At 70.8% G+C, this 22433-nt stretch carries 27 protein-coding genes; all 27 read right to left on the bottom strand.

Annotated elements, in window-relative coordinates:
• Positions 1-39 precede the first annotated feature (39 nt).
• The gene (locus ACFFGH_RS23000) at positions 40-564 is read right to left on the bottom strand and encodes a hypothetical protein (protein WP_386672706.1); all 525 of its coding nucleotides are present in this window, start codon (positions 562-564) and stop codon (positions 40-42) included.
• Positions 564-1841, bottom strand: a complete 1278-nt coding sequence (locus tag ACFFGH_RS22995; RefSeq protein ID WP_386672704.1) for a type IV pilus twitching motility protein PilT — start codon at positions 1839-1841, stop codon at positions 564-566. The genes ACFFGH_RS23000 and ACFFGH_RS22995 overlap by 1 nt, the downstream gene beginning before the upstream one ends.
• Positions 1842-2005: 164 nt before the next feature.
• A complete protein-coding gene (locus ACFFGH_RS22990; RefSeq protein WP_386672703.1) occupies positions 2006-2257 on the bottom strand; it encodes a carbon storage regulator in 252 nt (83 codons plus the stop codon).
• A 9-nt stretch (positions 2258-2266) separates the two neighbouring features.
• Entirely contained in the window at positions 2267-3268 is a 1002-nt protein-coding gene (locus ACFFGH_RS22985; RefSeq protein WP_386672701.1) for a hypothetical protein, read from the bottom strand.
• Positions 3243-5291, bottom strand: a complete 2049-nt coding sequence (gene flhA, locus ACFFGH_RS22980) for a flagellar biosynthesis protein FlhA (protein WP_386672699.1) — start codon at positions 5289-5291, stop codon at positions 3243-3245. The genes ACFFGH_RS22985 and flhA overlap by 26 nt, the downstream gene beginning before the upstream one ends.
• Before the next feature lie 45 nt (positions 5292-5336).
• On the bottom strand, positions 5337-6419 hold the full coding sequence (locus ACFFGH_RS22975; RefSeq protein ID WP_386672697.1) for an EscU/YscU/HrcU family type III secretion system export apparatus switch protein: 1083 nt from the start codon (positions 6417-6419) through the stop codon (positions 5337-5339).
• Positions 6419-7177: a flagellar biosynthetic protein FliR gene (locus ACFFGH_RS22970; RefSeq protein ID WP_386672695.1), complete on the bottom strand. Its 759-nt coding sequence runs from the start codon at positions 7175-7177 to the stop codon at positions 6419-6421. The genes ACFFGH_RS22975 and ACFFGH_RS22970 overlap by 1 nt, the downstream gene beginning before the upstream one ends.
• Positions 7177-7452 (bottom strand): flagellar biosynthesis protein FliQ, encoded by a 276-nt coding sequence (fliQ, locus tag ACFFGH_RS22965; RefSeq protein WP_386672693.1) that lies wholly within the window; start codon positions 7450-7452, stop codon positions 7177-7179. The genes ACFFGH_RS22970 and fliQ overlap by 1 nt, the downstream gene beginning before the upstream one ends.
• A 3-nt stretch (positions 7453-7455) precedes the next feature.
• On the bottom strand, positions 7456-8322 hold the full coding sequence (gene fliP, locus ACFFGH_RS22960; protein ID WP_386672691.1) for a flagellar type III secretion system pore protein FliP: 867 nt from the start codon (positions 8320-8322) through the stop codon (positions 7456-7458).
• A complete protein-coding gene (fliO, locus tag ACFFGH_RS22955; RefSeq protein ID WP_386672689.1) occupies positions 8319-8837 on the bottom strand; it encodes a flagellar biosynthetic protein FliO in 519 nt (172 codons plus the stop codon). The genes fliP and fliO overlap by 4 nt, the downstream gene beginning before the upstream one ends.
• Positions 8838-9551 (bottom strand): flagellar motor switch protein FliN, encoded by a 714-nt coding sequence (gene fliN / locus ACFFGH_RS22950; RefSeq protein WP_386672687.1) that lies wholly within the window; start codon positions 9549-9551, stop codon positions 8838-8840. It abuts the gene before it with no gap.
• On the bottom strand, positions 9548-10453 hold the full coding sequence (locus ACFFGH_RS22945) for a flagellar motor switch protein FliM (protein WP_386672685.1): 906 nt from the start codon (positions 10451-10453) through the stop codon (positions 9548-9550). The genes fliN and ACFFGH_RS22945 overlap by 4 nt, the downstream gene beginning before the upstream one ends.
• A gap of 75 nt (positions 10454-10528) precedes the next feature.
• Complete coding sequence (locus ACFFGH_RS22940) at positions 10529-11455, bottom strand: OmpA/MotB family protein (protein WP_386672683.1); 927 nt, start codon at positions 11453-11455, stop codon at positions 10529-10531.
• Positions 11452-12267, bottom strand: a complete 816-nt coding sequence (locus ACFFGH_RS22935; RefSeq protein WP_386672681.1) for a motility protein A — start codon at positions 12265-12267, stop codon at positions 11452-11454. The genes ACFFGH_RS22940 and ACFFGH_RS22935 overlap by 4 nt, the downstream gene beginning before the upstream one ends.
• A complete protein-coding gene (locus ACFFGH_RS22930; protein WP_386672679.1) occupies positions 12267-12524 on the bottom strand; it encodes a flagellar FlbD family protein in 258 nt (85 codons plus the stop codon). Before ACFFGH_RS22930 ends, ACFFGH_RS22935 begins: the two co-directional genes overlap by 1 nt.
• 200 nt (positions 12525-12724) lie before the next feature.
• The gene (locus tag ACFFGH_RS22925; protein WP_386672677.1) at positions 12725-13894 is read right to left on the bottom strand and encodes a flagellar hook protein FlgE; all 1170 of its coding nucleotides are present in this window, start codon (positions 13892-13894) and stop codon (positions 12725-12727) included.
• A gap of 24 nt (positions 13895-13918) precedes the next feature.
• Positions 13919-14347, bottom strand: coding sequence for a flagellar hook capping FlgD N-terminal domain-containing protein (locus ACFFGH_RS22920; RefSeq protein WP_386672675.1), 429 nt, complete (start codon positions 14345-14347; stop codon positions 13919-13921).
• 15 nt (positions 14348-14362) lie between these two features.
• A complete protein-coding gene (locus ACFFGH_RS22915) occupies positions 14363-15703 on the bottom strand; it encodes a flagellar hook-length control protein FliK (RefSeq protein WP_386672673.1) in 1341 nt (446 codons plus the stop codon).
• Positions 15700-16410, bottom strand: coding sequence for a C40 family peptidase (locus tag ACFFGH_RS22910; protein ID WP_386672671.1), 711 nt, complete (start codon positions 16408-16410; stop codon positions 15700-15702). Before ACFFGH_RS22910 ends, ACFFGH_RS22915 begins: the two co-directional genes overlap by 4 nt.
• Entirely contained in the window at positions 16407-16871 is a 465-nt protein-coding gene (locus tag ACFFGH_RS22905; protein WP_386672669.1) for a flagellar FliJ family protein, read from the bottom strand. The genes ACFFGH_RS22910 and ACFFGH_RS22905 overlap by 4 nt, the downstream gene beginning before the upstream one ends.
• Positions 16868-18187, bottom strand: coding sequence for a FliI/YscN family ATPase (locus ACFFGH_RS22900; protein WP_386672668.1), 1320 nt, complete (start codon positions 18185-18187; stop codon positions 16868-16870). Before ACFFGH_RS22900 ends, ACFFGH_RS22905 begins: the two co-directional genes overlap by 4 nt.
• Positions 18184-18792: a FliH/SctL family protein gene (locus ACFFGH_RS22895; protein ID WP_386672666.1), complete on the bottom strand. Its 609-nt coding sequence runs from the start codon at positions 18790-18792 to the stop codon at positions 18184-18186. Before ACFFGH_RS22895 ends, ACFFGH_RS22900 begins: the two co-directional genes overlap by 4 nt.
• Entirely contained in the window at positions 18782-19822 is a 1041-nt protein-coding gene (gene fliG / locus ACFFGH_RS22890) for a flagellar motor switch protein FliG (protein WP_386672664.1), read from the bottom strand. The genes ACFFGH_RS22895 and fliG overlap by 11 nt, the downstream gene beginning before the upstream one ends.
• Complete coding sequence (fliF, locus tag ACFFGH_RS22885) at positions 19819-21399, bottom strand: flagellar basal-body MS-ring/collar protein FliF (RefSeq protein WP_386672662.1); 1581 nt, start codon at positions 21397-21399, stop codon at positions 19819-19821. Before fliF ends, fliG begins: the two co-directional genes overlap by 4 nt.
• Entirely contained in the window at positions 21399-21695 is a 297-nt protein-coding gene (gene fliE / locus ACFFGH_RS22880; protein WP_386672660.1) for a flagellar hook-basal body complex protein FliE, read from the bottom strand. The genes fliF and fliE overlap by 1 nt, the downstream gene beginning before the upstream one ends.
• A complete protein-coding gene (locus ACFFGH_RS22875; protein ID WP_386672658.1) occupies positions 21695-22084 on the bottom strand; it encodes a flagellar basal body rod protein FlgC in 390 nt (129 codons plus the stop codon). The genes fliE and ACFFGH_RS22875 overlap by 1 nt, the downstream gene beginning before the upstream one ends.
• Positions 22081-22425, bottom strand: a complete 345-nt coding sequence (locus ACFFGH_RS22870) for a flagellar basal body rod protein FlgB (RefSeq protein WP_386672656.1) — start codon at positions 22423-22425, stop codon at positions 22081-22083. Before ACFFGH_RS22870 ends, ACFFGH_RS22875 begins: the two co-directional genes overlap by 4 nt.
• Positions 22426-22433: the final 8 nt, after the last annotated feature.

Below are 22433 nucleotides of genomic sequence, written 5' to 3'. Positions count from 1 at the left end.
GCGCCAACCCCAGTACGCGGGACAAGCCCGCCACCGGCATCAGGGCCCGCAGACCTCGTCGATCAGCTCCGCGGCCATGCGCCACACCACCGGTTCGACGGTCGCCCGCACCGCACCCGCGATCGCGCGCTGGTTCTGCTGGACGGTGTAGACCGCGCGCCCGAGCAGGTCGGTGTGGAGCTCGGTCAGCGCGAGGCGCAACCCGGCGACATCAGCCGCCGGCGCCGGGTGGCGCTCACGTGGCGGGGCGTGAACCGGCGCCACGAGCCGGACGAGCCCGTTGTCGACGGAGATGCTCCATCCGGCCGCCAGCAGAGGTTCGTAGCGTTCTGCCGCGACCGTCAGGAAGCAGTTCGTCACCAGATCGTCGATCGGGGAAGCGATCTGGTGCACGAGTGTGTGCGGCACGTCGCTGAGCTGAAGGGATGCGGAGTAGCGGGCGCAGGTGAGGCATGCCGCGCCCTCGTCGCGATCGCTGAACGGTGTCCAGTCAGGCAGTCGGTCCAGCCACCGGACGATGAGCGCGCCGACTTCACGCTCGAGCCAGATCGTCGAGCCCGCCATCATGCAGTCCTCGGCAGCGCAGTCCGGGGGCGGACCGGCTCGGAGGTCCAGGACGTCGTGTCGTGGCCGACCATGCTGGTCAGCAGTCCCCGGTCGTGCGCGACCTGCTGCGCGATCCCGGAGGTGATGACGCCCTTGAGCACCAGACCGGCCAGCGCCTGATCCATCGTCTGCATGCCCAGCGAACCCCCGGCCATCATCGCCGTGGGGATCTGGTAGTGCCGGGCGTCCCGGATGAGATTGCTGATCGCCGGGGTGGTGACCATGATCTCCGCAGCCACGACCCGGCCGGTATCCGTGGCACGGGGCAGCAGCTCTTGCGAGATCACTGCCTTGAGCGTGAGCGCGAGCTGCGCGCGCACCTGGTCGTGCCGATGCCCGGGGAACATGTCGACGATGCGGTCGATGCTCTGGGCGGCGCTCTGCGTGTGCAGCGTTGCGAGGACGAGATGGCCGGTCTCAGCGGCGCTCAGCGCACCGGATATGGTCTCCACGTCGCGCAGCTCTCCGAGGAGGATGACGTCGGGGTCCTGGCGCAGCACTTGGCGGAGCGCGGTCGGGAAGTCGACGGTGTCGACGCCGATCTCCCGCTGGTGGATCAGGGCCCGGCCCTCGGTGTGGACGTATTCGATCGGATCCTCGATCGTCACCACGTGGGCGGCACGGCTGCGGTTGATGCGGTCGACGATCGCGGCGAGGGTGGTGGACTTGCCGACGCCGGCGGGTCCGGTCACGAGCACCAGGCCGCGAGGCAGATCGGCGAGGTCCCCGATCGCTTGGGGGAGGCCCAGGTCGTCGAGCGTCCGGATCCGGCGGGGGATGCGGCGGAACGCCGCGACGACGCTTCCCCGCTGCCGCGAGACGTTGACGCGGAACCGTGAGTCCTCCTGCCCCGTGTCCGGCAGATCGAGCGCGACGTCCGCTTCGCGAGCCGACTCGAAACGCGCCCATCGGTCGGATCCGATCATCGAACGGAGTGCGGACTCGACGAAGGGCTCGTCCCACACGCCGACGTCCGCCACCTCAACGAGGCACCCGTCGATCCGCGCCGATGGGCGGCGGTCGGTGGTGATGTGAAGGTCTGAGCCGTTCACGGACTCGAGCCAACGCAGCACTGTGAGCAGCGCGGCGACGGGCCCGGAGTCGGCTCCCGGTCGGGGGTCATCGGTGGGGCGAGCGGCGGCGGGGGCGGCGGCGATCGCGCGGGGGCGTGGCGTGGTCGACGAAGCGGCGTGGGGGTACGCGCGGTCGGCCACGATCTTCGGGTTCGTGGTCACGGCTCGGTTCGGGTAAGCGGGCCGTCGCGGCTGGGTGGGCCGCGGCGTGCGCCCGATTCGGGTTCGGGCGTGTCCTCACAATAGGGGACGCGCCGCGGCGCTCGACAGCCCCGCGAATGGGGGTCAGCGGTGCCCGGACCCTGAGCCCGTCGCTCCAGAAGGAGCTACTCGGCGGCGGGTTTCTCCGACGTGCGTTTGAGGAGATCGGCGAGTCTGTCGGCGTCGCCCGCGCCGGTGGACGCGGCGGCGAGGTTCGCCTCGGAGACGGCGGCCACGACCTCGTGCCGCTGGATCGGAATGCCCTTCGGCGCCTCGAAGCCGATCCGCACGCCCTCGCCCCGCACATCGATGACGGTGATGATGATGTCGTCGCCGATGAGCACGCGCTCGCCCCGCTTGCGTGTCAGAACCAGCATCAGGTCAGACTACCGCCCCGCATCCGACCAGCCCTCAGGCAGGCCGAGGGTCGCTGCGGTGTTCTCGGAGGCGGTGAACGCTCCGGAGATCACCGCCATCGCGTCGACCGCGACGGCTGCGCGCACCGCGGTGACCCAGCGCACGGTGTCCTCGGGCTTGCGCGACACGTCGATGACCACCCACACCTGGTCGGGTGCGAGAGCACGCAGGGCGTCCACTGCCGCCCGCAGCGTCGGGCCGCCGGAGCCGAGCCCGAAGGAGACGAGCGCCGGCAGCCCGCGCTCGACCCCTGCCGCCCGGAGGCCGATCGCCCCCCGGCGGTCGTCGGCGCGGGCACCAGGGGCGGTGAGGTCGCCGCCGACGCCGCGGAGGTACGGTCCCCGCGCGTCGGCGAGCGCGTCGGCGACGGCGGCGGCGTCCGAGCCGAGCCCGGCGATCACCACCAGGTCGCCGGCGAGCCGGGACAGCGCCGGCGCGATGCGGATGGTCTCCGGCACGGACGGCTTCGGTGGCGCGATCTCGGCCCGCACCCCGTCGAGCACCTCGGCGAACCGCCGGGACTGCGTCGAGATGGTCGGCTGCTCGGTGCGGACGCCGGCACCGGGGGCAGCCGGCCGTGCCCGTGCGGCGGCTTCGGCTGCCCGCATGCTCCGCCGCGTCGGCTGCTCCGGCGGAATCCCGAAGTCCGGTGGGAGGGTTGGCGCGTCGACGCCGATCCCGTCACCGGCGTCGGCCTCGGCGAGGAGGCCGGCGAGTCCCGCAGCCGGCGCGCCGGACCCCGCCGCGGCGGCATGCCCGGCCGCGGTGGCTGCGCCGCGAGTTCCGGGGGCGTGAGCTTCAGCCGGCACATCCACCTCGACATCAAGCGTCCGGCGCGCGAAGAAGCCGCCGACCCCGCCCGTGCGCACCTCGCGGACCGAGACGACGCGCGCCGCGGTGCCGTACGTCGCCCGCACGTGCGCTTCGACACGGGCGAGCGGCGCGTCAAGCTGGAATCGGATCGAGGGCACGGATCACACCGACGGTCTCGATGGCCACCTGCGCGGAGGTCACCTCTGAATAGGACAGGACGGGGAGCCCGTCGCGCTGCGGAGCGACGAGCCGGCGGATGGCGGGCCGGAGCGCCGGGGCGCAGACGAGCACGGGTGACAGCCCCCGCTCGGCGGCGGCGTCGACGGTGTTGCGCACCGACGTGAGCAGCGCATCGAGCCGGTTGGCGTCGAGCACGATCTGACTGCCGAGCTCCGACGGCCGCATCGACTCCAGCATGTTCTGCTCGAGCCCCGGATCGATCATGAGCACCCGCAGCACGTTGTCGTCCACGTGCCGGGAGACGATCACCGGGCCGAGCGCCTGGCGCGCGGCCTCGATAAGCCCCTCGGGGTCGTGCGACGCCTTCGCGCGCAGGGTGAGCGCCTCGTAGATCCGGGCCAGGTCGTTGATCGGCACCTTCTCCTCGAGCAGTCCCTGCAGCACCCGCTGCACGTCGGCGAGCGTGAGCAGGTTCGGCACCAGCTCCTCGACCGCCGAGGGGTTGACGCTTTTCAGGCTCTCGGTGAGCACGCGGACGTCCTCCCGGCTGAGCAGCCGCGCCGCATTGCTGACGATCACCGACGACAGGTGGGTGACGACAACGGAGCCGCGGTCGATGACGGTGGCGCCGGTCAGCTCGGCGCTGTGCCGCATCTCCGCCGGCACCCACTTGCCGGGCAGCCCGAACACCGGCTCGACGGTGACCGCTCCGGGGAGCCCGCCGAGGTCGTCGCCGAGCGCCAGCACCCGGCCGGGCGGAGCGATGCCGCGACCGGTCTCGATCCCGGCGACGCGGATGACGTAGGTGGACGGCGGCAGGTCGAGGCTGTCACGGGTGCGCACCGGCGGGACCACGAAGCCGTAGTCGAGCGCGATCCTGCGGCGGAGTCCTCGCACCCGGGCGAGCAGGTCGTCGGCGGAGCCGGAGACGAGATCGATCAGGTCAGGGGCGAGCTGCACCTCGAGCGCGTTCACCCGCATCTGCTCGAGCAGGTCCTCGGTGCTGTCCGGCTGTCTGGCCACCTCCGTGCCGGCGGCGGCTTCCTCGAGCTCCTGCTTCGCCTTCTCGGCCGCCTTGATCCGCTGCGCAACCAGGATCAGCAGCGCACCGACGACGAGGAACGCGAGGATCGGCATGCCGGGGATGAACCCCAGGACGACGGATGCTGCGCCGGCGATGAGCAGCGCGGTGCGCGACTGGGACAGCTGACTGGAGGTCGACGATCCGAGGTCAGACTCCGCGTTCGAGCGGGTGACGATCATGCCCGTGCTGACCGCCATCAGCAGCGCGGGGATCTGCGTGACGAGGCCGTCGCCGATGGTCAGCAGCGAGTAGGTGTTGACAGCCTCGCCGACCTCCATGCCGCGCTGGAGCATCCCGATCGCGATGCCGCCGACCACGTTGATCACGATGATGATGGCGCCGGCGATCGCGTCGCCCTTCACGAACTTCGACGCACCGTCCATGGCGCCGTAGAAGTCGGCCTCCGCGGCGACCTCGGCGCGGCGCGCCCTCGCCTGCTCCTCGGTGATGAGGCCGGCGTTCAGGTCGGCGTCGATCGCCATCTGCTTGCCCGGCATCGCGTCGAGGGTGAAGCGGGCGCCGACCTCGGCGACGCGTTCGGCACCCTTCGTGACCACCACGAACTGGATGACGACGAGGATCAGGAACACCACCGCGCCGATGACGAGCGATCCGCCGACCGCGATCTGGCCGAACGCCTGGATCACCTGGCCGGCGTGCGCTTCACCGAGCACGAGCCGGGTGGAGGCGACGTTCAGGCCGAGCCGGAACAGCGTGGCGACGAGCAGCAGCGACGGGAAGACGGAGAAGTCGAGCGGCCGCTTCACGAACATCGCGGTGAGCAGCACCACGAGGGTGAAGAGGATGTTGACGATGATGAGGATGTCGAGCATCCAGGTGGGCACCGGCACGATGAGCAGCAGGATGATGCCGACCACACCGATCGGCACCCCGAGGGTCCCCAGGGCTTTGCTCATGATCTGCCTCCTCGGCGGTGGATTCTCAGATGCTGAGTCGTCGGATCAAGCGGCGAATGCGGCGAAACGGTGGACACCTTGCGCTGCTCCTCTCGCTCGCAGGGACATCACGAAGGCCAGCACCCTGGCGACGGCGGTGTAGAGCTCCACGGGCACCTCTTCCCCCACCTCGCACGCGGCGTGCAGGGCGCGCGCCAGCAGGATCTCGTGCACCATCGGCACGCCCGCGTCGCGGGCCTTCTCCCTCATCTTCGCCGCAACCTCGCCTGCACCCTTCGCGACGACCCGGGGAGCCGACTTGCCGGGCTCGTATTTCAGGGCGACGGCGATGTGGGTCGGGTTCAGCAGCACGACGTCGGCGCCGGCGACGGCGGCGATCATCCGGTTGCGGCTCATCGCCAGCTGCTTCGAGCGGCGCTGGGCGCGCACGAGCGGGTCGCCGTCGCTGTTCTTGGCCTCGTCCTTGACTTCCCTCTTCGACATGCGGGTCCGCTTGCGGTTCCGCCGGGCGATCACCATCACATCCAGAACGGCGAGCACGAGCCCGGCTGCGATGGCGGTCTGCAGCAGCGCACCCGCACCGCCCGAGGCGACCTCCAGCACGGCGGCGACCGACATCCCGCCGGCCGTCATCAGCACCGGGACGAGGCCCTGCAGCACCAGGTAGAGCACCCCGCCGACGACGGCGGTCTTCAGCACTGCCTTGAGGCCCTCCCACCACGCCTGCGGGCCGAGGATGCGCTTCAGCCCGGGCAGCATCTGCAGGCCCTCGCTGTGCAGCTTGAACTTCTTGAGGTGGATGCCGCCCTGCATCCCGGCGCCGATCACGACCGCGATCACGACGGCGAGGAACATCGGGGTCAGCAGCGGCACCACGGAGGAGAGCGCGTCCCCGAAGAGGGCGGCGGCGACGGCGGGCTCGGGGTTGTCCATCACCGTCCGCAGCTCGATGACGAGCGCGGAGGTGACGTCGCTCGACTCGGCGATCACCATCGGCAGCGACAGGCCGGCGGCCGCGACACCCAGCCACGCGGTCAGGTCGGTCGACTTCGACAGCTGGCCCTTCGACCGCACCTCTTTCATACGGTGCTGAGTGGCTTGCTCTGTGCGCTCCTGGGCGTCGGACATCAGTTCACCCCCAGCAGCGTGGTGGTGGCCTGCTCCACGATGGCGGCCACGATGCGCGGCAGGCCGAGGAACAGGGTCCCGGCGAACACGACGGTGAGCAGGATCTTCAGCGGGAACCCCATCGCGAAGGCGTTGATGGCGGGGGCGACACGGGTGAGCAGGCCGATGCCGACATCGGCGAGGAACAGCACGACGAGCAGCGGGCCGGCGATCTGCAGCGCCGCGAGGAACATGGCGGGCACGCCGTCGACGAGGGTCTGGGTCGATGCGGACAGATCCACCCCCGACCCGACCGGGATGGCGTTGAAGGTGCGCATCAGGCCCGCGAGGACGAGCTGGTACCCGTCGGTGGAGAACATGAGCGCGAGCGCGGCCATGTGGAAGAGCCGCGTGAACTGGGCGCCGTTCACCATCGACTGCGGGTCGAAGGCCTGCGCCAGCTGGAAACCTCCGAAGAGGTCGACCAGGTTTCCGGCGGACTGCACGGCCGCGAAGCCGACGTAGACGAGGAAGCCGAGCAGCAGGCCGAGCAGCAGCTCGAGCGCGAGCGCCGAGAAATAGCCGGCGGTGTCCATCGGCTGATATCCCTCGGAGATCCTCGGCGCGACCGCGATCGCGAGGGCCACCGCCAGCATCGCCTTGATCCGGATCGGGAAGGAGCCGTACGAGAACGGGGGCGCCACCACGAGGAAGGCAACGAGCCGGACGCCTCCCAGCATCACGGCCTCGAGCCACCCCATGCTGAGCGCGAGTTCCATCATCCCCCGCCGATCAGCGCCGGGATCATGTCGAACATCGCGTGGGTGAAGGAGATCATCTCGGTGATCATCCAATGCCCGCTGACCAGCAGCACGATGCCGACGGCCGCCGCCTTCGGCACGAAGGAAAGGGTGATCTCCTGGATCTGGGTGATCGACTGCAGCACCGAGATCGCGAAGCCGACGACGAGCGCCGTGATGAGCACGGGCGCGGCGAGCTTGGCGCTGACCCAGAGGGCCTGCACCGCGATGTCGAGGACCGCCGACGTTTCCATGGCCTACCTGTAGCTTCCGACGAGGGCGGTGATGATGAGTCCCCAGCCGTCGATGAGCACGAACAGCAGGATCTTGAACGGCAGCGAGATCATCACCGGCGGCAGCATCATCATGCCCATCGCCATCAGCGCCGCGGAGACCACCAGGTCGATGACGAGGAACGGGATGAAGATGACGAACCCGATGATGAACGCGGCCCGCAGCTCCGAGATCATGAACGCCGGGATCACCGTGGTGAGCGGCACGGCGGCGATGTTCTCGGGATTCTCGAGTCCCGCCGCCCTGGTGATCAGCGCCAGGTCCTCCTCGCGGGTGTGGAGGAGCATGAACTCCCGCAGCGGACCCGACGCGATCTCGAAGGTCGTCGCGAAGTCGATGTCCCCGGCGAGGTAGGGCTGCAGCGCGGTCTCGTTGATCTCCCCCAGCACCGGGGACATGATGAACAGCGACAGGAAGAGCGCGAGGCCCGCGAGCACCTGGTTCGGCGGGATGGACGGAAGCGACAGCGCGTTCCGGGTCATCGCCAGCACGATGAAGATCTTGGTGAACGACGACATCATCAGCAGCAGCGCCGGCGCCACCGACAGCAGGGTGATGCCGAGCAGCACCACGATCGAGCTGGAGGGGGCGTCGTCCGGCCCGTTGATCTCGATGGAGATCTCGCCGTCGGAGTTCTCGGCGGGCGCGGAGGGGTCGGTCGGGGCGACCGGCTCCACCGGCTCGACGGGGTCGACCGGCACAGCAGGGGCGACACCGATCGGGTCGGCGAACGCCGGGCCCGCCCCGGCGAGGAGCAGCGCCACGGTCAGCAGGAGGAGCGGCAGCAGCTGCCTCAGCAAGAACCGCCGCCCATCGACGAGAGCGTTCACCGCACCTCGCGGATCGCGGCGGATGCCTGCCGCCAGGTCTCCGGGGAGAGGATCGACCCGGCCATCCGGCTCGTGGGCTGCTGGCGGTGCCTGCGCGGACGGCGGAGCTCCTGGTCGGGCGCCGTGTCTGGCGTGCTGACCACGGCGCGGATCGGGATGGGGGCGGTGATCGGGCGCACATTGTCCGGGTAGACCGGGGCCGACACCTCGTTCATCGACACCTCGAACGGATGCAGCGCGCGATCCGCCGGGTCAGCCACCGTCAGGTGGGCTTCAGCGCTGTGGAGCACCGTGATCTGATGCTCGGTGACCCCGAGCACCAGGCGCCGGCCGTCGATCTCGACGACCGCGACGGACGCCTTCGGCCCGACGGCCTGGCGTCCGATGAGGGTGACCGCCTTGCCTGCGGCCCTCCCGATCCCGCGCTTGCTCAGCTTCTTCTGGAGATACCAGAGCACGCCGAGCACCACGGCGAGTGAGACGATCACCCGCAGCGCGAGGAAAACCGTGTCCACCTAGCGGGCCGCTTCCGTGGTGTCGAGGATCTGCGTGATGCGGACGGCGTAGTCCTGGTCGACGACGACGATCTCCCCATGCGCGATCAGGCGCCCGTTCAGGAGCACGTCGGCCGGTGCTCCGGCGGAGCGGTCGAGCTCGATCACCGCGCCCGGCTCGAGGCCGAGCACTTCGCGCACCGACATCCGGGTCCGGCCGATCTCGACGGTCAGCGCCATCTCCACGTCGCTGATACGGCCGAGCTTCTCGCTGAATCCCGACACCGGACGCGGCGCCGACTGCTCCCGCCGGATGCGGATGGCGAACCAGGCGACGAATCCGTCGGCGCCGGACAGCTCGAACGCCGCTGTCTCCGGGTCGGCGAACAGATCGGTGGCACGCGAGGCGTCCGCCTCGCCGAGCACCCCGCTGCCGAGCCCCTCGACGGCAGCCTCGAGCGCCGGCCGCAGGATGTCGGATGTGTCAAGGACGGTGGCGTCGAGCCCGGTGGCGTCGCCGGCCGCGGCGTCGAGGCTCCGCGGGTCGCGCAGGACCACCGCGAGGTCCGCCGATCGCTTGCCGACGAAGGTGACGACGATGGCATCCGACGTCGGCACCTTCCGCTCGGCGGGACCGAGGCGGCGCACCGCGAGCCGTGCCGAGGCGGGCACCAGCTTGGCGAACGCCTCCGCTGCGGCGGTCTGCAGGGTGTTGTCGGTCATGGTCTCGGTCACGAGGCCTCCTGTGTGTCGACGACGACGCATGCCAGTCGCGAACCGTTCGCCCCCACTGCTGCGGAGCCGATGATGTGGTCGCCGACCGCGATGTCGAGCGGCTTGTAGTGCGGGTGCGGGAGTGTGAGCAGGTCGCCGACGGCGAGGTCGAGCACCGCACGCGGGCTGATCGGGGCGGGCTTGAGGCGCAGCGCGACATCGACCGGGACGCTGTGCACCTGGTTGCGGATGAGCTCCGCCGGGTTCGACAGGCCCGGGTCACGGTACTTCTGGCCGAGCTCCGCCATGAGCACATCGGCCGGGAAGGCGACGGTCGCCGTGGTGGCGGCCGGGCCGACGGTGACGCCGAACTTGGCGACGATCATCAGGTCGTTGGTTGCGGCGGCCTGCGCGAACTGCGAGTTGTAGTGGATGCTCTCCACCGCCAGGTCAGCGGTGAGCAGGGATCCGAGGGAGTAGCGGAGGTCTTCGAGCGCGTCCATGATCAGCTGCCGGATGATCGCCTGCTCGAGGCCGGTGAACTTGCGGTCGGGCGCGGGAACGGTGCCGGCTCCCCCGAGCATCCGGCCGACCCAGGAGAGCGCCGCGGAGGTGGGGAACTGGATGACGGCACGCGCGGCGACACCCTCGAGGGTGCAGAGCACCATCGCGGTGGTGGACGGCAGCGAGGACGCGTACTGGTCGTAACTCTGCATGAGCACCTGATCGAGGTGCACCCGGGAGACGACGCGCACCTTGGCGGTGAGCTGCGTGCCCCACTGGCGGGCGAAGGTCTCGAAGGCGAGCTCGAGCACGCGTGACTGCTCGCGCGCGAGGGTCGTCGGCCGGCGGAAGTCGTACACCTCGACGTCGGGTTCGGACGGCCGGAGGGTAGGCTCGCGCAATCGTTCCTGAACCGTCACGACCGGGACTATCGGACGCGACTTCAGGAGCGTTAGGTGTTCGCGGAGGATTCGGGGCGGAATACCGGCTCGGGCTCAGTGACCCGTGGCCTCCACCTCCTCGGTGCCGTGCTTCTCGGTTGTCGACTCTGCGGCGCCGTGCTCCTCGGCCGCCGCCTTCTCGGCCGCGGCCTCCTCTGCCTTCGCCTGCGCGAGGTCTTTCGCCTGAGCCTCCTTCTCGATGAGCTCGGGGATCAGCCCGCGGATCGCTTCCGGCTCCTGGGACAGGACGACGATGTCGACGCGCCGGTTCAGTGCGCCTGCAGCCGCGCCACCCGCCGTGGCGACGGGCCGGGATGAGCCGAAGCCGACGGACGAGATCCGCGCCGGAGCGACTCCGCCCGACTCGACCAGGTTCCGGAGCACCGCGGTGGCTCGGCTCGATGACAGCTCCCAGTCGGTCGGGAACGGCGCAGGGTTGCCGCGTGGGTCGGCGTGCCCCTCGATGGTCACCTGGTTGTCGATGCTCTGCAGCACCGGCGCGACGGACTTGAGCACCGCTTCCGCCTCGGCGCGGAGTGCCGCGCTGTTGCCGTCGAAGAACGTCTCCGAGCCGACGAGCTTGATGCTGAGTCCCCGGGCGTCGATGCCGAACTCGACGAGGTGGTGCAGTCCCCGGGACTCCAGCCGCTTCGTGATCTCGGCCTGCAGCCGGCGCAGATGCTGAAGCTCGGCGACTGCCCGCTCGACGTCCGTCAGAACCTCGGGCTCCTCGGCGTCACCCTCCTCGTCGACCCCGCCGCTCAGCACCGGCTCGCCCTCGACCACCTCGCGGCCGAATGCCGCGGAGAGGGAGTCCTTCAGCTCCTCGTACTTGCCCTTGTCGACGTTCGACATGGCGTACAGCACGATGAACAGGCACATCAGCACCGTGATCATGTCCAGATAGGACGCCATCCAGCGCTCGTCAGGGTGGTCGGATCCATGCGCCGCGCCGTGCTTGCGGCGCCCAGCGCGGCTCATACCGCCTCGGCCGCCGCAGGTGCCGCCGCCGGCGCGTCATCCTTCGCGGCCTTCGCCTTGGGCGCGGGTCCGGGCGGCACCATGACGAGGAGCCGTTCGCGCAGCGCCCGCGGCTGACTTCCGGCCTGCACGGCCATCATCCCCTCGAGGAGCAGGGTCATCCGCTCCGTCTCGAGCTCCGCGACGCGCACCAGCCGGTTGCCCACGGGCAGGAAGATCATGTTCGCGGAGAGGACGCCCCACAGGGTGGCGACGAAGGCCGCGGCGATCATGTGGCCGAGGTGTTCGGGATCCGACAGGTTCTCCAGCACGTGCGTCAGGGAGACGACCGTGCCGATGATGCCGATGGTCGGGGCGTAGCCGCCCATGGTGGTGTAGAACTTCGCGTCCGCGCGGCTCGTCCGCTCGCGCGTGATCATCTCCTCCTCGAGCATCGCCCGGAGGTCCTCAGGGTCCACACCGTCGGCGATGCCCTGCAGCGCCCGTTTCAGGAACGGGTCATTGACGTTCTCGGCCTCCTGCTCCAGCGCGAGCAGTCCGTCCTTGCGGGCACGCTCGGCGAGGCTGACCACCTGCTCGATCTGGGCGTGCGGCGACGGCACCTTCGCAGTGAAGGCCTTCGGCAGCGCCTTGAACGCGCGGATCGAGTCCGGAAGGGTGACGCTCGCGACCGTGACGGCGAGGCTGCCTCCGAAGACGAGGAGCATCGGGGCAGGCAGCAGGATGGAGGTGACACTCGCGCCCTCCAGGTAGATCATCGCCAGCAGCGCGCCGAGCGCGCCGACGATGCCGATCAGCGTGGCCGGATCCATCAGCGGGATCCCCGTCGGGTCGGCAGCTGTGTGACGACGCTGTCCGGCTGGATGGTGTCCACCGCGGTCCTGGCGCGCGCGATGACGCGGGCGCGGAAGTCGGTGACCAGGTCGATCACCTGCTCGAGGGTCTCGGTGACGACGTAGGTGGTCCCGTCCGCCAGCACGAGCGTGGTGTCCGGGCTCGCCTGGATGCGCTCGATCAGGTCCGGGTTGACCGCGAAGCGGCTGTGGTTGAGGCGCGTGACGACGATCATTGCGCTCGAACTCCAAATTCTGGCCATCCTGGCCAACGTTGCGGCCTTCATGGCCCGTTCGAAGCCCACTATCGGCGCGTCGCCATGCGCCGTTAGCAGTGGGTGGTAGGAGCACCAGAACACGTCATAGCTGGAGCTGGTGCCCCGGGCGGGTTGTTTCTCCTGCCGCGGGGTACCAGCTCCAGCTAGAACGGACTGGATCAGCGCTTCAGGTTGGTGAGCTCCTGCAGCACCTCGTCGCTCGTGGTGATGATGCGGGCGTTCGCCTGGAAGCCACGCTGCGCGACGATGAGGTTGGTGAACTCCTGCGAGAGGTCGACGTTCGACATCTCGAGGGCACCGCCGACGACGGTGCCGGCACCGTTCGCGCCCGGCGTCGAGACGAGGGCGTTCCCGGAGTTGGCGGTGGCGCGGTAGGTGGATCCGCCGGCCTTCTCAAGACCCCCCGGGTTCACGAAGGTCCCGAGCGCCAGGCTCGCGATCGGCATGATGGCGCCGTTGCTGAACGAGCCGACGAGCTCGCCGTTCGAGGACATGCTGTAGGACTCCAGCGCGCCGGCCTCACGACCGTTCGCCTCGGAGATCGACACGGAGGTCAGCTGGGCGTAGGAAGTCAGGTCCCCGAGATTCACGGTGATCCCGCCGACGGTGAGCGGTCCGCCGGAGTCCAGCTCGCCGTCGGTGAAGGTGAGGGACTCGGTGGCGGTGACCGCGCCGCGCGTCCCCTCGACATCCCAGCCGGCGGCGGTGCGCGTGAAGGTCAGCGTCAGCTTGCTGACTTCACCCTCTGCATCGAACACCTCGATGTCGCGGATGATCTCGGCCCCGACCTCGGCGTCCGCCGGGAGGTTGCCGGTGACGCCCGCGGTCGTGGTGGCGATGGCGGGGGCGACGAGGTTGCGCGGCAGCGAGATCGGTCCCACCGGTCCACCCGTGTTGATGGCACCGTTGGATGCGGCCCAGCCGAGCACGAACGCGCCATCCGGCGTGACCAGGCGGTCCTCCGCGTCGAAGCCGAACGAGCCGGCGCGGGTGTAGAGCGTCTCGGTGCCGGAGCGGACCATGAAGAAGCCGTCGCCGGAGATCATCATGTCCTCGGCCCGGCCGGTGGTCTGCGTGGATCCCTGCGTGAAGTTGGTGGAGATTCCGGCGACCTGCACTCCCAGGCCGACCTGCGCGGGGTTCGTGCCTCCCATGCCGACCTGCGGAGTTCCGGCGCCCTGCGTCATCTGCGAGAGGGTGTCCTGGAACTGGGTGGCGGAGGCCTTGAACGCGGTGGTGTTCACGTTGGCGATGTTGTTGCCGGCGACGTCGAGCATGGTCTGGTGGGACCGGAGCCCGGAGATGCCGGAGAAGAGTGAGCGGAGCATGGTGAGCCTTTCTGGATGGGCGAATCAGTTGGAGGTCGAAGGCACGGGGCGGACCCCGGCGACAGCGTCGAGCGGGAGCTCCACGTCGCCCACCTTGACGGTGGGGACGGGCTTCTCGAAGGAGACGGACGTGACGACGCCGGTGGCGGTCGTGCCGTCCTCCTTCTTGTAGCTGACCTCCTGACCGATCAGGGCGGATGCGGCGACCCGCATCTGCAGCGAGAAGCTCTCCTGCGTCATCTTGGTCATGGTGGTGAGCTGCTCCATGGAGGCGAGCTGGGTGGTCTGCGCCATCATCTCGTTGGTGTCCATGGGGGAACTCGGGTCCTGAGCGCGAAGCTGCGCGACGAGCAGCTGCAGGAACATCTCGCTGTCCATGGTCTGCTTCGGCGCTCGGGCGGTCGCGGTCGGGTGCGTGGTGGCCGCGGTCCCGGTCACTGAGTCGACTGGCATGGTGATCCCTCTTTCTCACACCACGACGTCGAGTCGTGACGATGGGTCGGCGGGCGGACGGGGAGCAGCGGAAGCAGCAGGCGCCGACGACGTGAACGGCGACCGGGCCTCCCCACGCTCGCGGCGCTCCGGCGACGTTTCGCGGCCGTCGCTGGACTGGTCGTCCGGCGAGATGTCGAGCGACGCGGTCATGCCACCGCTCGAGAGGTCGCGCTTCAGATCGCCGAGCATACCGCGCAGCGCCTCCCGCGCCTGCTCGTTCGGTGCGATGAGCTCGATCCGCACACCCTCGGCGCCGACGTGGGCGCGGACGGTGACCGGTCCGACGTTCTCCGGGGTGACCTGCACGGTCATCACGTGATCGCCGCTCGGTGCGTTTCGCAGGGTGAACAATGGCTTCGCGAGCTGCTCATTGAGCGGGGTCGCGGCGGTGCGCGGAGCGGCGACCGGGGCCGCGGGCACTTCGGTGCGCACCGATTGCGCGGTCGGCGATGCGGCCTCCGGCAGGGCGACCGCGTCCGCCGCCGGTGCCGCCGCTTCGGCTGCTGGCTGCGCGGGGCGTGGGCCGGCCATCCGCAGGGCGGCCGCGGCCTCGAGCCCCTCGGGGATGGGAACCGGCGCCGGGATGCCGGGCAGCGTAGGATTCGGCGATGCGGCGGAACGCTGCGGCACCGCTGCCTGGGTGTCCGAGCGATGGGTGTGCGCGGGATGGGTGTCCGCGGGGTTGCGCGCGGGCGGCGTGGCGTCGGCAGGCTCCCCGAGTGCGGTTCCAGCGGTCGCGTGCGGCTCGCTGCCCGTGGCCGCGTTGACCGGGGCGGCGACCGGGGCGGGCGCCGGCCCGGGAACCGGAGTGGGAGCTCCCGGGGCAGGGGTGGCCTGGCCCGCCACCGGGGCGCCCGCCGCCGGCGTGAGCATGCCGGCAGGCGGAGCGGATGCCGGCAGCTCGGCCGCCTGCGCGGGCTGGGCCGCCGCCGGAGGAACGACGGGCACCGGTGCGACCTCGCCGGCCTCCGCCGGGCCATCGGTCGTACCGTCAGCATGGCTGGCGCCGGCGGGCGCCGCGTCAGAGCGTTCCGGCGACGGCGCACCGACGGCCGCATCGGCCAGCGCCTGCGCGAGGGCGGCATCATGGGCGATCGCCGCTGGGACTCCCGTTCCCGGCTCCGCGATTGGCGCGGGCGGAGCGGCCTCCGGAGTCGCGGAGGCCGTGGTGCCGCCCTCGGCGCCGGTGCCCATGCCCGCGCTCGCGAGGGCGAGCTCTGCCGCGAAGCCCGACCCGCCATCCCCGGTCTGGGCCGCTGTCGTGCCGGAGGCGGCGGCCGGCCGCGGCGCGGCGGCTCCCAGGATCATGCTCATGTGGCGCTCCTCGAATATGCCGCCTGTGCCGCTTGCAGCGCGGCTGCGCTGAGCCCGGTCGAAGGGTCACCGGATCCTGCTGTGCCTCCGGTCCCGCCGAGCAGGCCGGCGAGGGCCGATGCGGTGGTGGTTCCGCCGGCCAGCGATGCGATCCCGGCGCTCAGGGCGGAGTTGTCCGGGAGGACCCGGCGGATCGTGTCGATGCCGTCCTCGCCGACCCAGAGTTTCTGCACGGACACGTCACGACCGGCGTACGGTGCGTGGACCACCATGTTGTTGCCCAGGTAGATGCTGATGTGGTCGCCGCCGGCGGTGACGATGAGGTCGCCGGGCTTGGCCTCCGCGAGGGACGGCACTTCCGTGCCGATCAGCTTCTGATCGCGCACGAGCCGGGGCACCTCGATGCCGAGGTCGGCGAACGCGCGCTGCACCAGCCCGGAGCAGTCGATGCCGCTCGAGTCCTCACCGCCGAGCACGTACGGCACCCCGACGTACTTGAGCGCGGCGGTCACGACGTCGTTGCCGGAGGCGGTTCCCCCGACGCCGGTCAGCGCGGTGGGCGCCGGCGTGGCGGTGACCCCCGCCAGCATGGTCGCGAAGCTCGCGGCGGACGCCGGGTTCGCAGCAGTGCTGCGCACCGGCGGAAACAGGCTCTGCAGGGTCGCCTGCACCTCGCGCATCGAGGCGACGGCATCCATCACGCTCATCCGTGCGCCTGCGCAGAACCCGGTCGAATGGTCCCCGCCCGCGATGCCGCCCAGCCGCGGACGGCGAGCTCGTCGAGCGCCCGCTGCTCCTCGATGCTCTGCTCCTGGACCTGTGCGGCCTGGTGTCCAGCCTCGAGCTTCTCGAGGGTCAGCGCGCGGCGCCGGCTCTCCTGGTGATCCGCCAGCGCGCGGGACTCCTCGTCGGCCGTCGACCGTCCGAGCGCCTCGAGCTCCGAGAGCATGCTGGAGGTCGATGCGCGGGCCGCGGCGATGGCGACGATGTGCTCGACGGAGCTCGCCTCCAGACCACTGGCGACGAGCGTCTCGCGCAGTCGGCGGTTGCGCTGCCGCACCTGCTCGGCGCGGGCGCGGGTGGCGGACAGCGCCGCGGCTGCCTGGTCCTCCTGCAGCTTCCGCAGACGGAGCAGCCCCGCGAGCGGGAACGACTTCGGGTTCGTCATCGTGTGCCTCCGAGCGTCGTGACCAGCTGGCCGAGGCGCTGCCACGCCTCGGCGGCGTCGCAGGGCTCGTCGATGTCCTGCCGCAGGAAGGCGAGGATCTGCGCCTCGAAGTCCACGGCGGCGTCGACGAGCGGGTTCGAGCCGCGGGCGTAGGCACCGACGTCCAGGAGGTCCTGGGCGGAGCGCTTCGCGGCAAGCACCCGCCGCAGCGCGAGGCTCAGCGACTGCTGCTGCTTGGTGGTGACCTTCGAGGCGACCCGGGACACAGAGGCGAGCGGGTCGATGGCGGGGAAGTGTCCGCCGACGGCGAGCTTCCGGTCGAGGACCACGTGACCGTCGAGGATGCCCCGGACGGCGTCGGCGACGGGCTCATTGTGGTCGTCGCCGTCGACCAGCACGGTGTAGATGCCGGTGACGGATCCGGTCGGCCCCGTGCCGGCACGCTCCAGCAGCCGCGCGAGCAGTGAGAACACCGACGGCGGGTATCCGCGGGTTGCGGGCGGCTCCCCGGCCGACAGCCCGATCTCGCGCTGCGCCATCGCAACGCGCGTGAGCGAGTCCATCATCAGCAGCACGTTCTTGCCCTCATCGCGGTACGCCTCCGCGATCCGGGTGGCGGCGAACGCCGCACGCACCCGCATGAGCGGCGGTTCGTCGGCGGTCGAGACGACGACCACGGAGCGGGCGAGCCCCGCCTTGCCGAGGTCCTCCTCGAGGAACTCGCGCACCTCGCGGCCGCGCTCCCCCACCAGGGCGATCACGGCGACATCGGCGTGGCTGCCGCGCGCGATCATCGACATGAGCGACGACTTGCCGACCCCGGAGCCGGCGAAGAGACCGAGCCGCTGCCCGCGTCCCGCGGCGGTGAGGGTGTCGAGCACACGGACGCCGAGCGACAGGGCGGTGTCGATCCGGGTGCGCGACATCGCGGCCGGCGCCTCGTTCTCGACCGGCACGGTCCGGCGGGTGGACAGCGGGCCGCGGCCGTCCACAGGCCGGCCCATGGCGTCGATCACGCGGCCGAGCAGCTCCGCGCCGACCGGAATCCCTGCCTGGCCGCGTTCGAGCCTCGCGGATGAGCCCGCGGTGATGCCGTCGAGCCGCTCGAGGGCCATGGCGGTGACCGAATCCCTCGCGACGGCGACGATCTCCGCCCGGCTCCGGTCCGCGTCGCCGAGCGCGACGACGTCGCCGATCCGCGCGGGCAGCCCGGTGATCTGCACCGCAAGGCCGACGATGGACGCCACGCTGCCGACCCGCTCCGGGCGGGCAGCCTCGGCGGCGGCGGACAGCCGGCTGGGGAGCGTCAGGGTCATGCGGAACCCCCGAGCAGTGCCGCGCGGGCGCGTTCGACGGCGGACGTGAGCCGTGCGTCGATCAGTCCGCTCTGGAGCTCGGTGACGGCATCCCCACGGTCGAGCGCGGGATCCGCGACGAACTCGATACCGTCGGTGACGGCGACGATCTCGGAGACGAGGGCAAGGTCCGAGGGGTTCATGCGCACCCGTTGCACCACCTCGCTCGCGGCCGTGTCGAGGGCGCGGTCGAGGGCGGCGCGCGCGAACGGCGTCGCGTCCTCTCGCGCGCGTCCAAGGAGCGCCTCGGTGAGCTCGACGGTCGCGGCGGCGAGCGTCTCGTCCGCCTCGGCGAGCACCGGGGCGGTGCGGGCGTTGAGGGATGCGGCGGCGCGACCCAGCGCGGCGGCGGCGGCGGAGACCTCCGCCAGTCGCTCCGCCAGCCGCCGGTCGAACTCCTCCTGCAGCGCGGCGCGCATCGCGCTCGCCTCGAGCTCCGCCGCGCGGAGTCCGGCCGCGTGGCCGGCGGCGTGGCCGCGCACCCGCGCACGTTCCTCGGCACGCTGCCGCGAGTCGTCCCGGAGAACCGGGTAGGCGAGTGGGGCGAACGCCGTCTCAGTCGACATACTCGTCCTCCTCCCCGCGGTGCACCTGGATCTCGCCTGCGACCTCGAGGGCCCGGATCGCCCGCACCACCTCGGCGCGCGCCTCGTCGACCTCCGACTTGCGGAGCTTGCCGAGCGACTCGGACTCCTCCTCCAGCAGCTCCTTCTTGCGATCGGAGATGTTCTCGCGGATGCGCTCGACGACGAGCGGCGAAGCACCCTTCATCGCCGTGGCGAGGATCAGCGGCTCCACGCCGCGGAGCACCTGCTGCACGTCGCGTGCGTCGAGGCGGACCAGGTCGTCGAAGGTCAGCATGCGGGCGCGGACGTTCTCGGCAAGCTCCGGATCGCGCTCATCGAGCGCGGCGAGCAGATCGCGCTCGGTCGCGACATCCGACCGGTTGATGATGTCGACGAGCGGCTGCACGCCGCCGACGACCTCCACCTGCTCCTGCGGGACGACGACGGCGCGGGCGCGCTGCTTGAGGGTCTCGGCGACGATGCCGACCGCCTCGGGCGTGGCGGTGCCCATGGTGGCGATGCACTGCGCGACGTCCGCCCGCATGGCTGGGTCGAACCGGGTGAGCACGGCGGAGGCGTGCTCGGCGCGGAGGTGCGCGAGCACGAGCGCCACCGTCTCTGCGAGCTCGCCGTCGAGCAGCGTGGACACCTGCGCCGGCTCGGCGAGGTCGAGGAACTCGAAGGCCTTGCCTGCCATCGAGGAGGCGAGCCGGTCCATCAGCCCGGTGGCGCGCTCGGATCCGAAGGACGCGGCCAGGAGGCCTGCGGCGAAATCGTGCCCGCCGCGGGTCTGGAAGCCTCCCATCTGGCTGCGCTCGTGGAACTCCGTGAGCGCCGCCTCGGTGGTGGCGGCGTCGACCCGGCGAAGGCGGACGATCTCGGCCGCGATCTCCTCAGCCTCCGGCTCGCTGAGCTGACGCATCACCTCGGCGGCGCGGTCCTGGTTCAGCTGCATGATCACCAGCGCGGCCTTCTGCGCCCCGGTCAGCGGTTTCGCGGTGCCGCTGATCGTCTTCGTGGCGTCGGTCACGCGCGGTCCTCGAGGAGGCTGCGGAGGTACTCGGCGGTGCGCTCAGGGCTCGCTTGCGCGAGGGCGTTGACATCGGCCCGCATCCGGTCGAGCTTGCCGGGCTCCATCGGGGTGCCGGTGGGCATGGCGAGCGTCGGCTGCGGGCCCAGCAGGGATTCCAGCGACTCTGTTGGGACCTTGTCCTTCTGCACCGCCATGCTGCCGATGTCCACTGGCTCGCGGTTCCGCTTGCGGCGCTTCCCGACGACGGCGGTGAGGATGCCGAAGGCGATGGTCGCGGCCAGGGCGAGAATGCCGATGGTGATGAGGGAGGTGATCGACTGCCGCTCCTCCGCGGCGCGCGCCTCCTCGAGCGCCGCCGTCGCCTCGTCGGCGACCGCCGTGGTGAACGGCACGACCTCGACCGCCACCTCGTCGCCTCGTTCCGGGTCGATGCCGGCGGCGGTCGCGACGAGGTCGGCGAGGTTCGCCACGTTGACACCGTCGATGGCGTTCGCGTTCAGGGCGACCGAGACCGACTGACGGGTCAGCTCGCCGGCCGGGATCGTCCGCGTCTCGGTGACCTTGTTGATGGCGTTGTTGCGGGTGGCCTGCTCGGACTCGTACTGCCCGTCGCCGCCCTGCCCGGCCGGCACCGCGACGTTGTCGGGGCCGAGCACGCCGCTGCCGGTGCCGCCGCCGGTGCCCTGATACGACTCGCTCTGCGTGGACTCGCTCAGCACCAGCGGGTCCTCGGGGCTCGTGAACGTCTCCTCAACCCGCTCGGCGGATTCGTTGCTGACGTCGACGGTGACGGTGACGGTGGCGTTGCCGGGCCCGACCACCTGGTCGAGCATGGCCTGCACCGCGTCGCGCTTCGCCTGCTCCTGGTCGGATGCCTGCCGGTCGACTCCGCCGGTGGCGCCGACGCCGACCGCGGAGAGCACGTTGCCGTCCGCGTCGACCACGGCGACGTTGTCCGGCTTCAGTCCGTCGACCGCGGCGGAGGTGAGGTGCACGATCGCCTGCACCTGGTCGGTGGAGAGGGAGCGCCCACGCTCGGTGTCGACGAAGACCGACGCCGTGGGGTCGGCCTTCGACTCGGAGAACACGGTCTCCTCTGGGATGGCGAGCCGCACGGATGCGGTGGCCACGCCGTTCAGCGCCGCGACCGTCGACGCCAGCTCGCCCTCGAGCGCGCGCTTGTAGGTGACCGACTGCTGGAACTCCGACGCGGTGACACCCATGGTGTCGAGGAGCCCGTAGCCGGTGCTGTCGAGCGCCGGCAGCCCGGCCGCTGCGGCCTTCAGCCGCTGCTCGTCCACCTCCGCGTCGGGCACCAGCACGGTGGACCCGCCGTCGGTGAGCTCGTACGGCACCCCATCGGCCTTCAGCTGCTCGACGATGGCACTCGCGTCGGCGCCGGAGATCCCCGAGAACAACGGAGTGTACGAGGGACGGCTCAGCCAGGTGGCGAGTGCGATGCCGCCGAGCACCAGCACGGCGACGGCGAGCAGGGCCAGGGTGCGCTGGGCGACGGTGAACTCGCGGAGCGCATGCGTGAAGCGACCGAAGAGCGCGGTGACGGGGGCGGGCATCAGGCCTGCATCCTCATGATCTCGTTGAACGCCTCAACGCCCTTGTTCCGCACGCCCGCGACGAGCTCCATGGTCACCTGGGCGCGGGTCGCGGCGAGGGTGGCCTGATGGATGTCGGTGAGGTCGCCGGTGACCGCCTTGATGGCCAGGTCGCTCGACACGGACTGCTGGGCGCGCAGCCCGTCGACCGCGCCGGTGAGCGCGTCGGCGAACGAGGCGCCGTCGGTGGAGGTCGTCGGGCGCAGGTACCCGGTCGGCAGCACACCGCCGACCGCGCCGAGTGCGTCGATGGGCATCAGGACCTCCCGATCTGAAGGGCCGCCTGGTAGGTCTCCTTGGCACGGTCGACCACCGCGGCGTTCGCCTGGTAGCCGCGCTGTGCCATGATCAGCGAGCTCATCTGCGAGGCGAGGTCGATGTCGGGGTAGCGCACGTAGCCCTCCTCATCCGCGAGCGGATGAGTGGGCTCGTGCACGAGGCGGCCCTCAGGGTCGCCGAAGAGGGCGCCCTTGACATACACGCCGTGCTCGTCGCCTGCCGCCACCTCGATGTAGCGGGCCTGGAAGGCGGCGTCGTCGGTGCTGCGCACCGTGTTCATGTTGGCCATGTTGTCGGAGATGGCGTCGAGCCACTTCCGGTGTGTGGTCAGCGCCGTGCCGGCGATGCCGATCGCGTCGAAGGTCATCCGTTGGTCCTCAATGCGCTGCGAACGCTGGTGAATGTGCCCTCGACGGCGCGCGAGGCGAACTGGTAGCGGAGCACCGTGTCGATGTTCGACAGCGTCTCGGTGTCGAGATTGACGTTGTTGCCGTCCAGGCGGGTCGGCTCGAGTGAGGTGGCCATCGTCGCCTGCACCCGTCCGCTGCCGTTCTCGACGGACTTCGCGAGTGCATCCTCGAACGCGATGCGCTTCGCGGCGTAGTTCGGAGTGTTGACGTTGGCGATGTTGTCCGCGATCGCGCGCTGGCGCGCGGCAAGGCCGTCCAGCGCGCTGGTCAGCGCGGAAAGGGTGACGGAATCGAACACGTACTGCC

It is taken from the genome of Lysobacter korlensis, assembly GCF_042434515.1.
This window is presented reverse-complemented; position numbering and strand designations above follow the sequence as displayed.

Bases quoted from the DNA above. Each gene is read 5' to 3' on its own strand.
- ACFFGH_RS22910 (WP_386672671.1), bottom strand. From the start codon at position 16,410: ATGAGCGTGATGGATGCCGTCGCCTCGATGCGCGAGGTGCAGGCGACC.
- ACFFGH_RS22935 (WP_386672681.1), bottom strand. From the start codon at position 12,267: ATGGATCCGGCCACGCTGATCGGCATCGTCGGCGCGCTCGGCGCGCTG.
- ACFFGH_RS22900 (WP_386672668.1), bottom strand. From the start codon at position 18,187: ATGACCCTGACGCTCCCCAGCCGGCTGTCCGCCGCCGCCGAGGCTGCC.
- fliE (WP_386672660.1), bottom strand. From the start codon at position 21,695: ATGCCCATCGACGCACTCGGCGCGGTCGGCGGTGTGCTGCCGACCGGG.
- ACFFGH_RS22905 (WP_386672669.1), bottom strand. From the start codon at position 16,871: ATGACGAACCCGAAGTCGTTCCCGCTCGCGGGGCTGCTCCGTCTGCGG.
- fliQ (WP_386672693.1), bottom strand. From the start codon at position 7,452: ATGGAAACGTCGGCGGTCCTCGACATCGCGGTGCAGGCCCTCTGGGTC.
- ACFFGH_RS22930 (WP_386672679.1), bottom strand. From the start codon at position 12,524: ATGATCGTCGTCACGCGCCTCAACCACAGCCGCTTCGCGGTCAACCCG.
- ACFFGH_RS23000 (WP_386672706.1), bottom strand. From the start codon at position 564: ATGGCGGGCTCGACGATCTGGCTCGAGCGTGAAGTCGGCGCGCTCATC.
- ACFFGH_RS22990 (WP_386672703.1), bottom strand. From the start codon at position 2,257: ATGCTGGTTCTGACACGCAAGCGGGGCGAGCGCGTGCTCATCGGCGAC.
- ACFFGH_RS22920 (WP_386672675.1), bottom strand. From the start codon at position 14,347: ATGCCAGTCGACTCAGTGACCGGGACCGCGGCCACCACGCACCCGACC.
- fliF (WP_386672662.1), bottom strand. From the start codon at position 21,399: ATGCCCGCCCCCGTCACCGCGCTCTTCGGTCGCTTCACGCATGCGCTC.
- ACFFGH_RS22895 (WP_386672666.1), bottom strand. From the start codon at position 18,792: ATGTCGACTGAGACGGCGTTCGCCCCACTCGCCTACCCGGTTCTCCGG.
- ACFFGH_RS22970 (WP_386672695.1), bottom strand. From the start codon at position 7,177: ATGGAACTCGCGCTCAGCATGGGGTGGCTCGAGGCCGTGATGCTGGGA.
- ACFFGH_RS22940 (WP_386672683.1), bottom strand. From the start codon at position 11,455: ATGAGCCGCGCTGGGCGCCGCAAGCACGGCGCGGCGCATGGATCCGAC.
- flhA (WP_386672699.1), bottom strand. From the start codon at position 5,291: ATGAGCAAAGCCCTGGGGACCCTCGGGGTGCCGATCGGTGTGGTCGGC.
- ACFFGH_RS22875 (WP_386672658.1), bottom strand. From the start codon at position 22,084: ATGACCTTCGACGCGATCGGCATCGCCGGCACGGCGCTGACCACACAC.
- ACFFGH_RS22925 (WP_386672677.1), bottom strand. From the start codon at position 13,894: ATGCTCCGCTCACTCTTCTCCGGCATCTCCGGGCTCCGGTCCCACCAG.
- ACFFGH_RS22915 (WP_386672673.1), bottom strand. From the start codon at position 15,703: ATGAGCATGATCCTGGGAGCCGCCGCGCCGCGGCCGGCCGCCGCCTCC.
- ACFFGH_RS22975 (WP_386672697.1), bottom strand. From the start codon at position 6,419: ATGTCCGACGCCCAGGAGCGCACAGAGCAAGCCACTCAGCACCGTATG.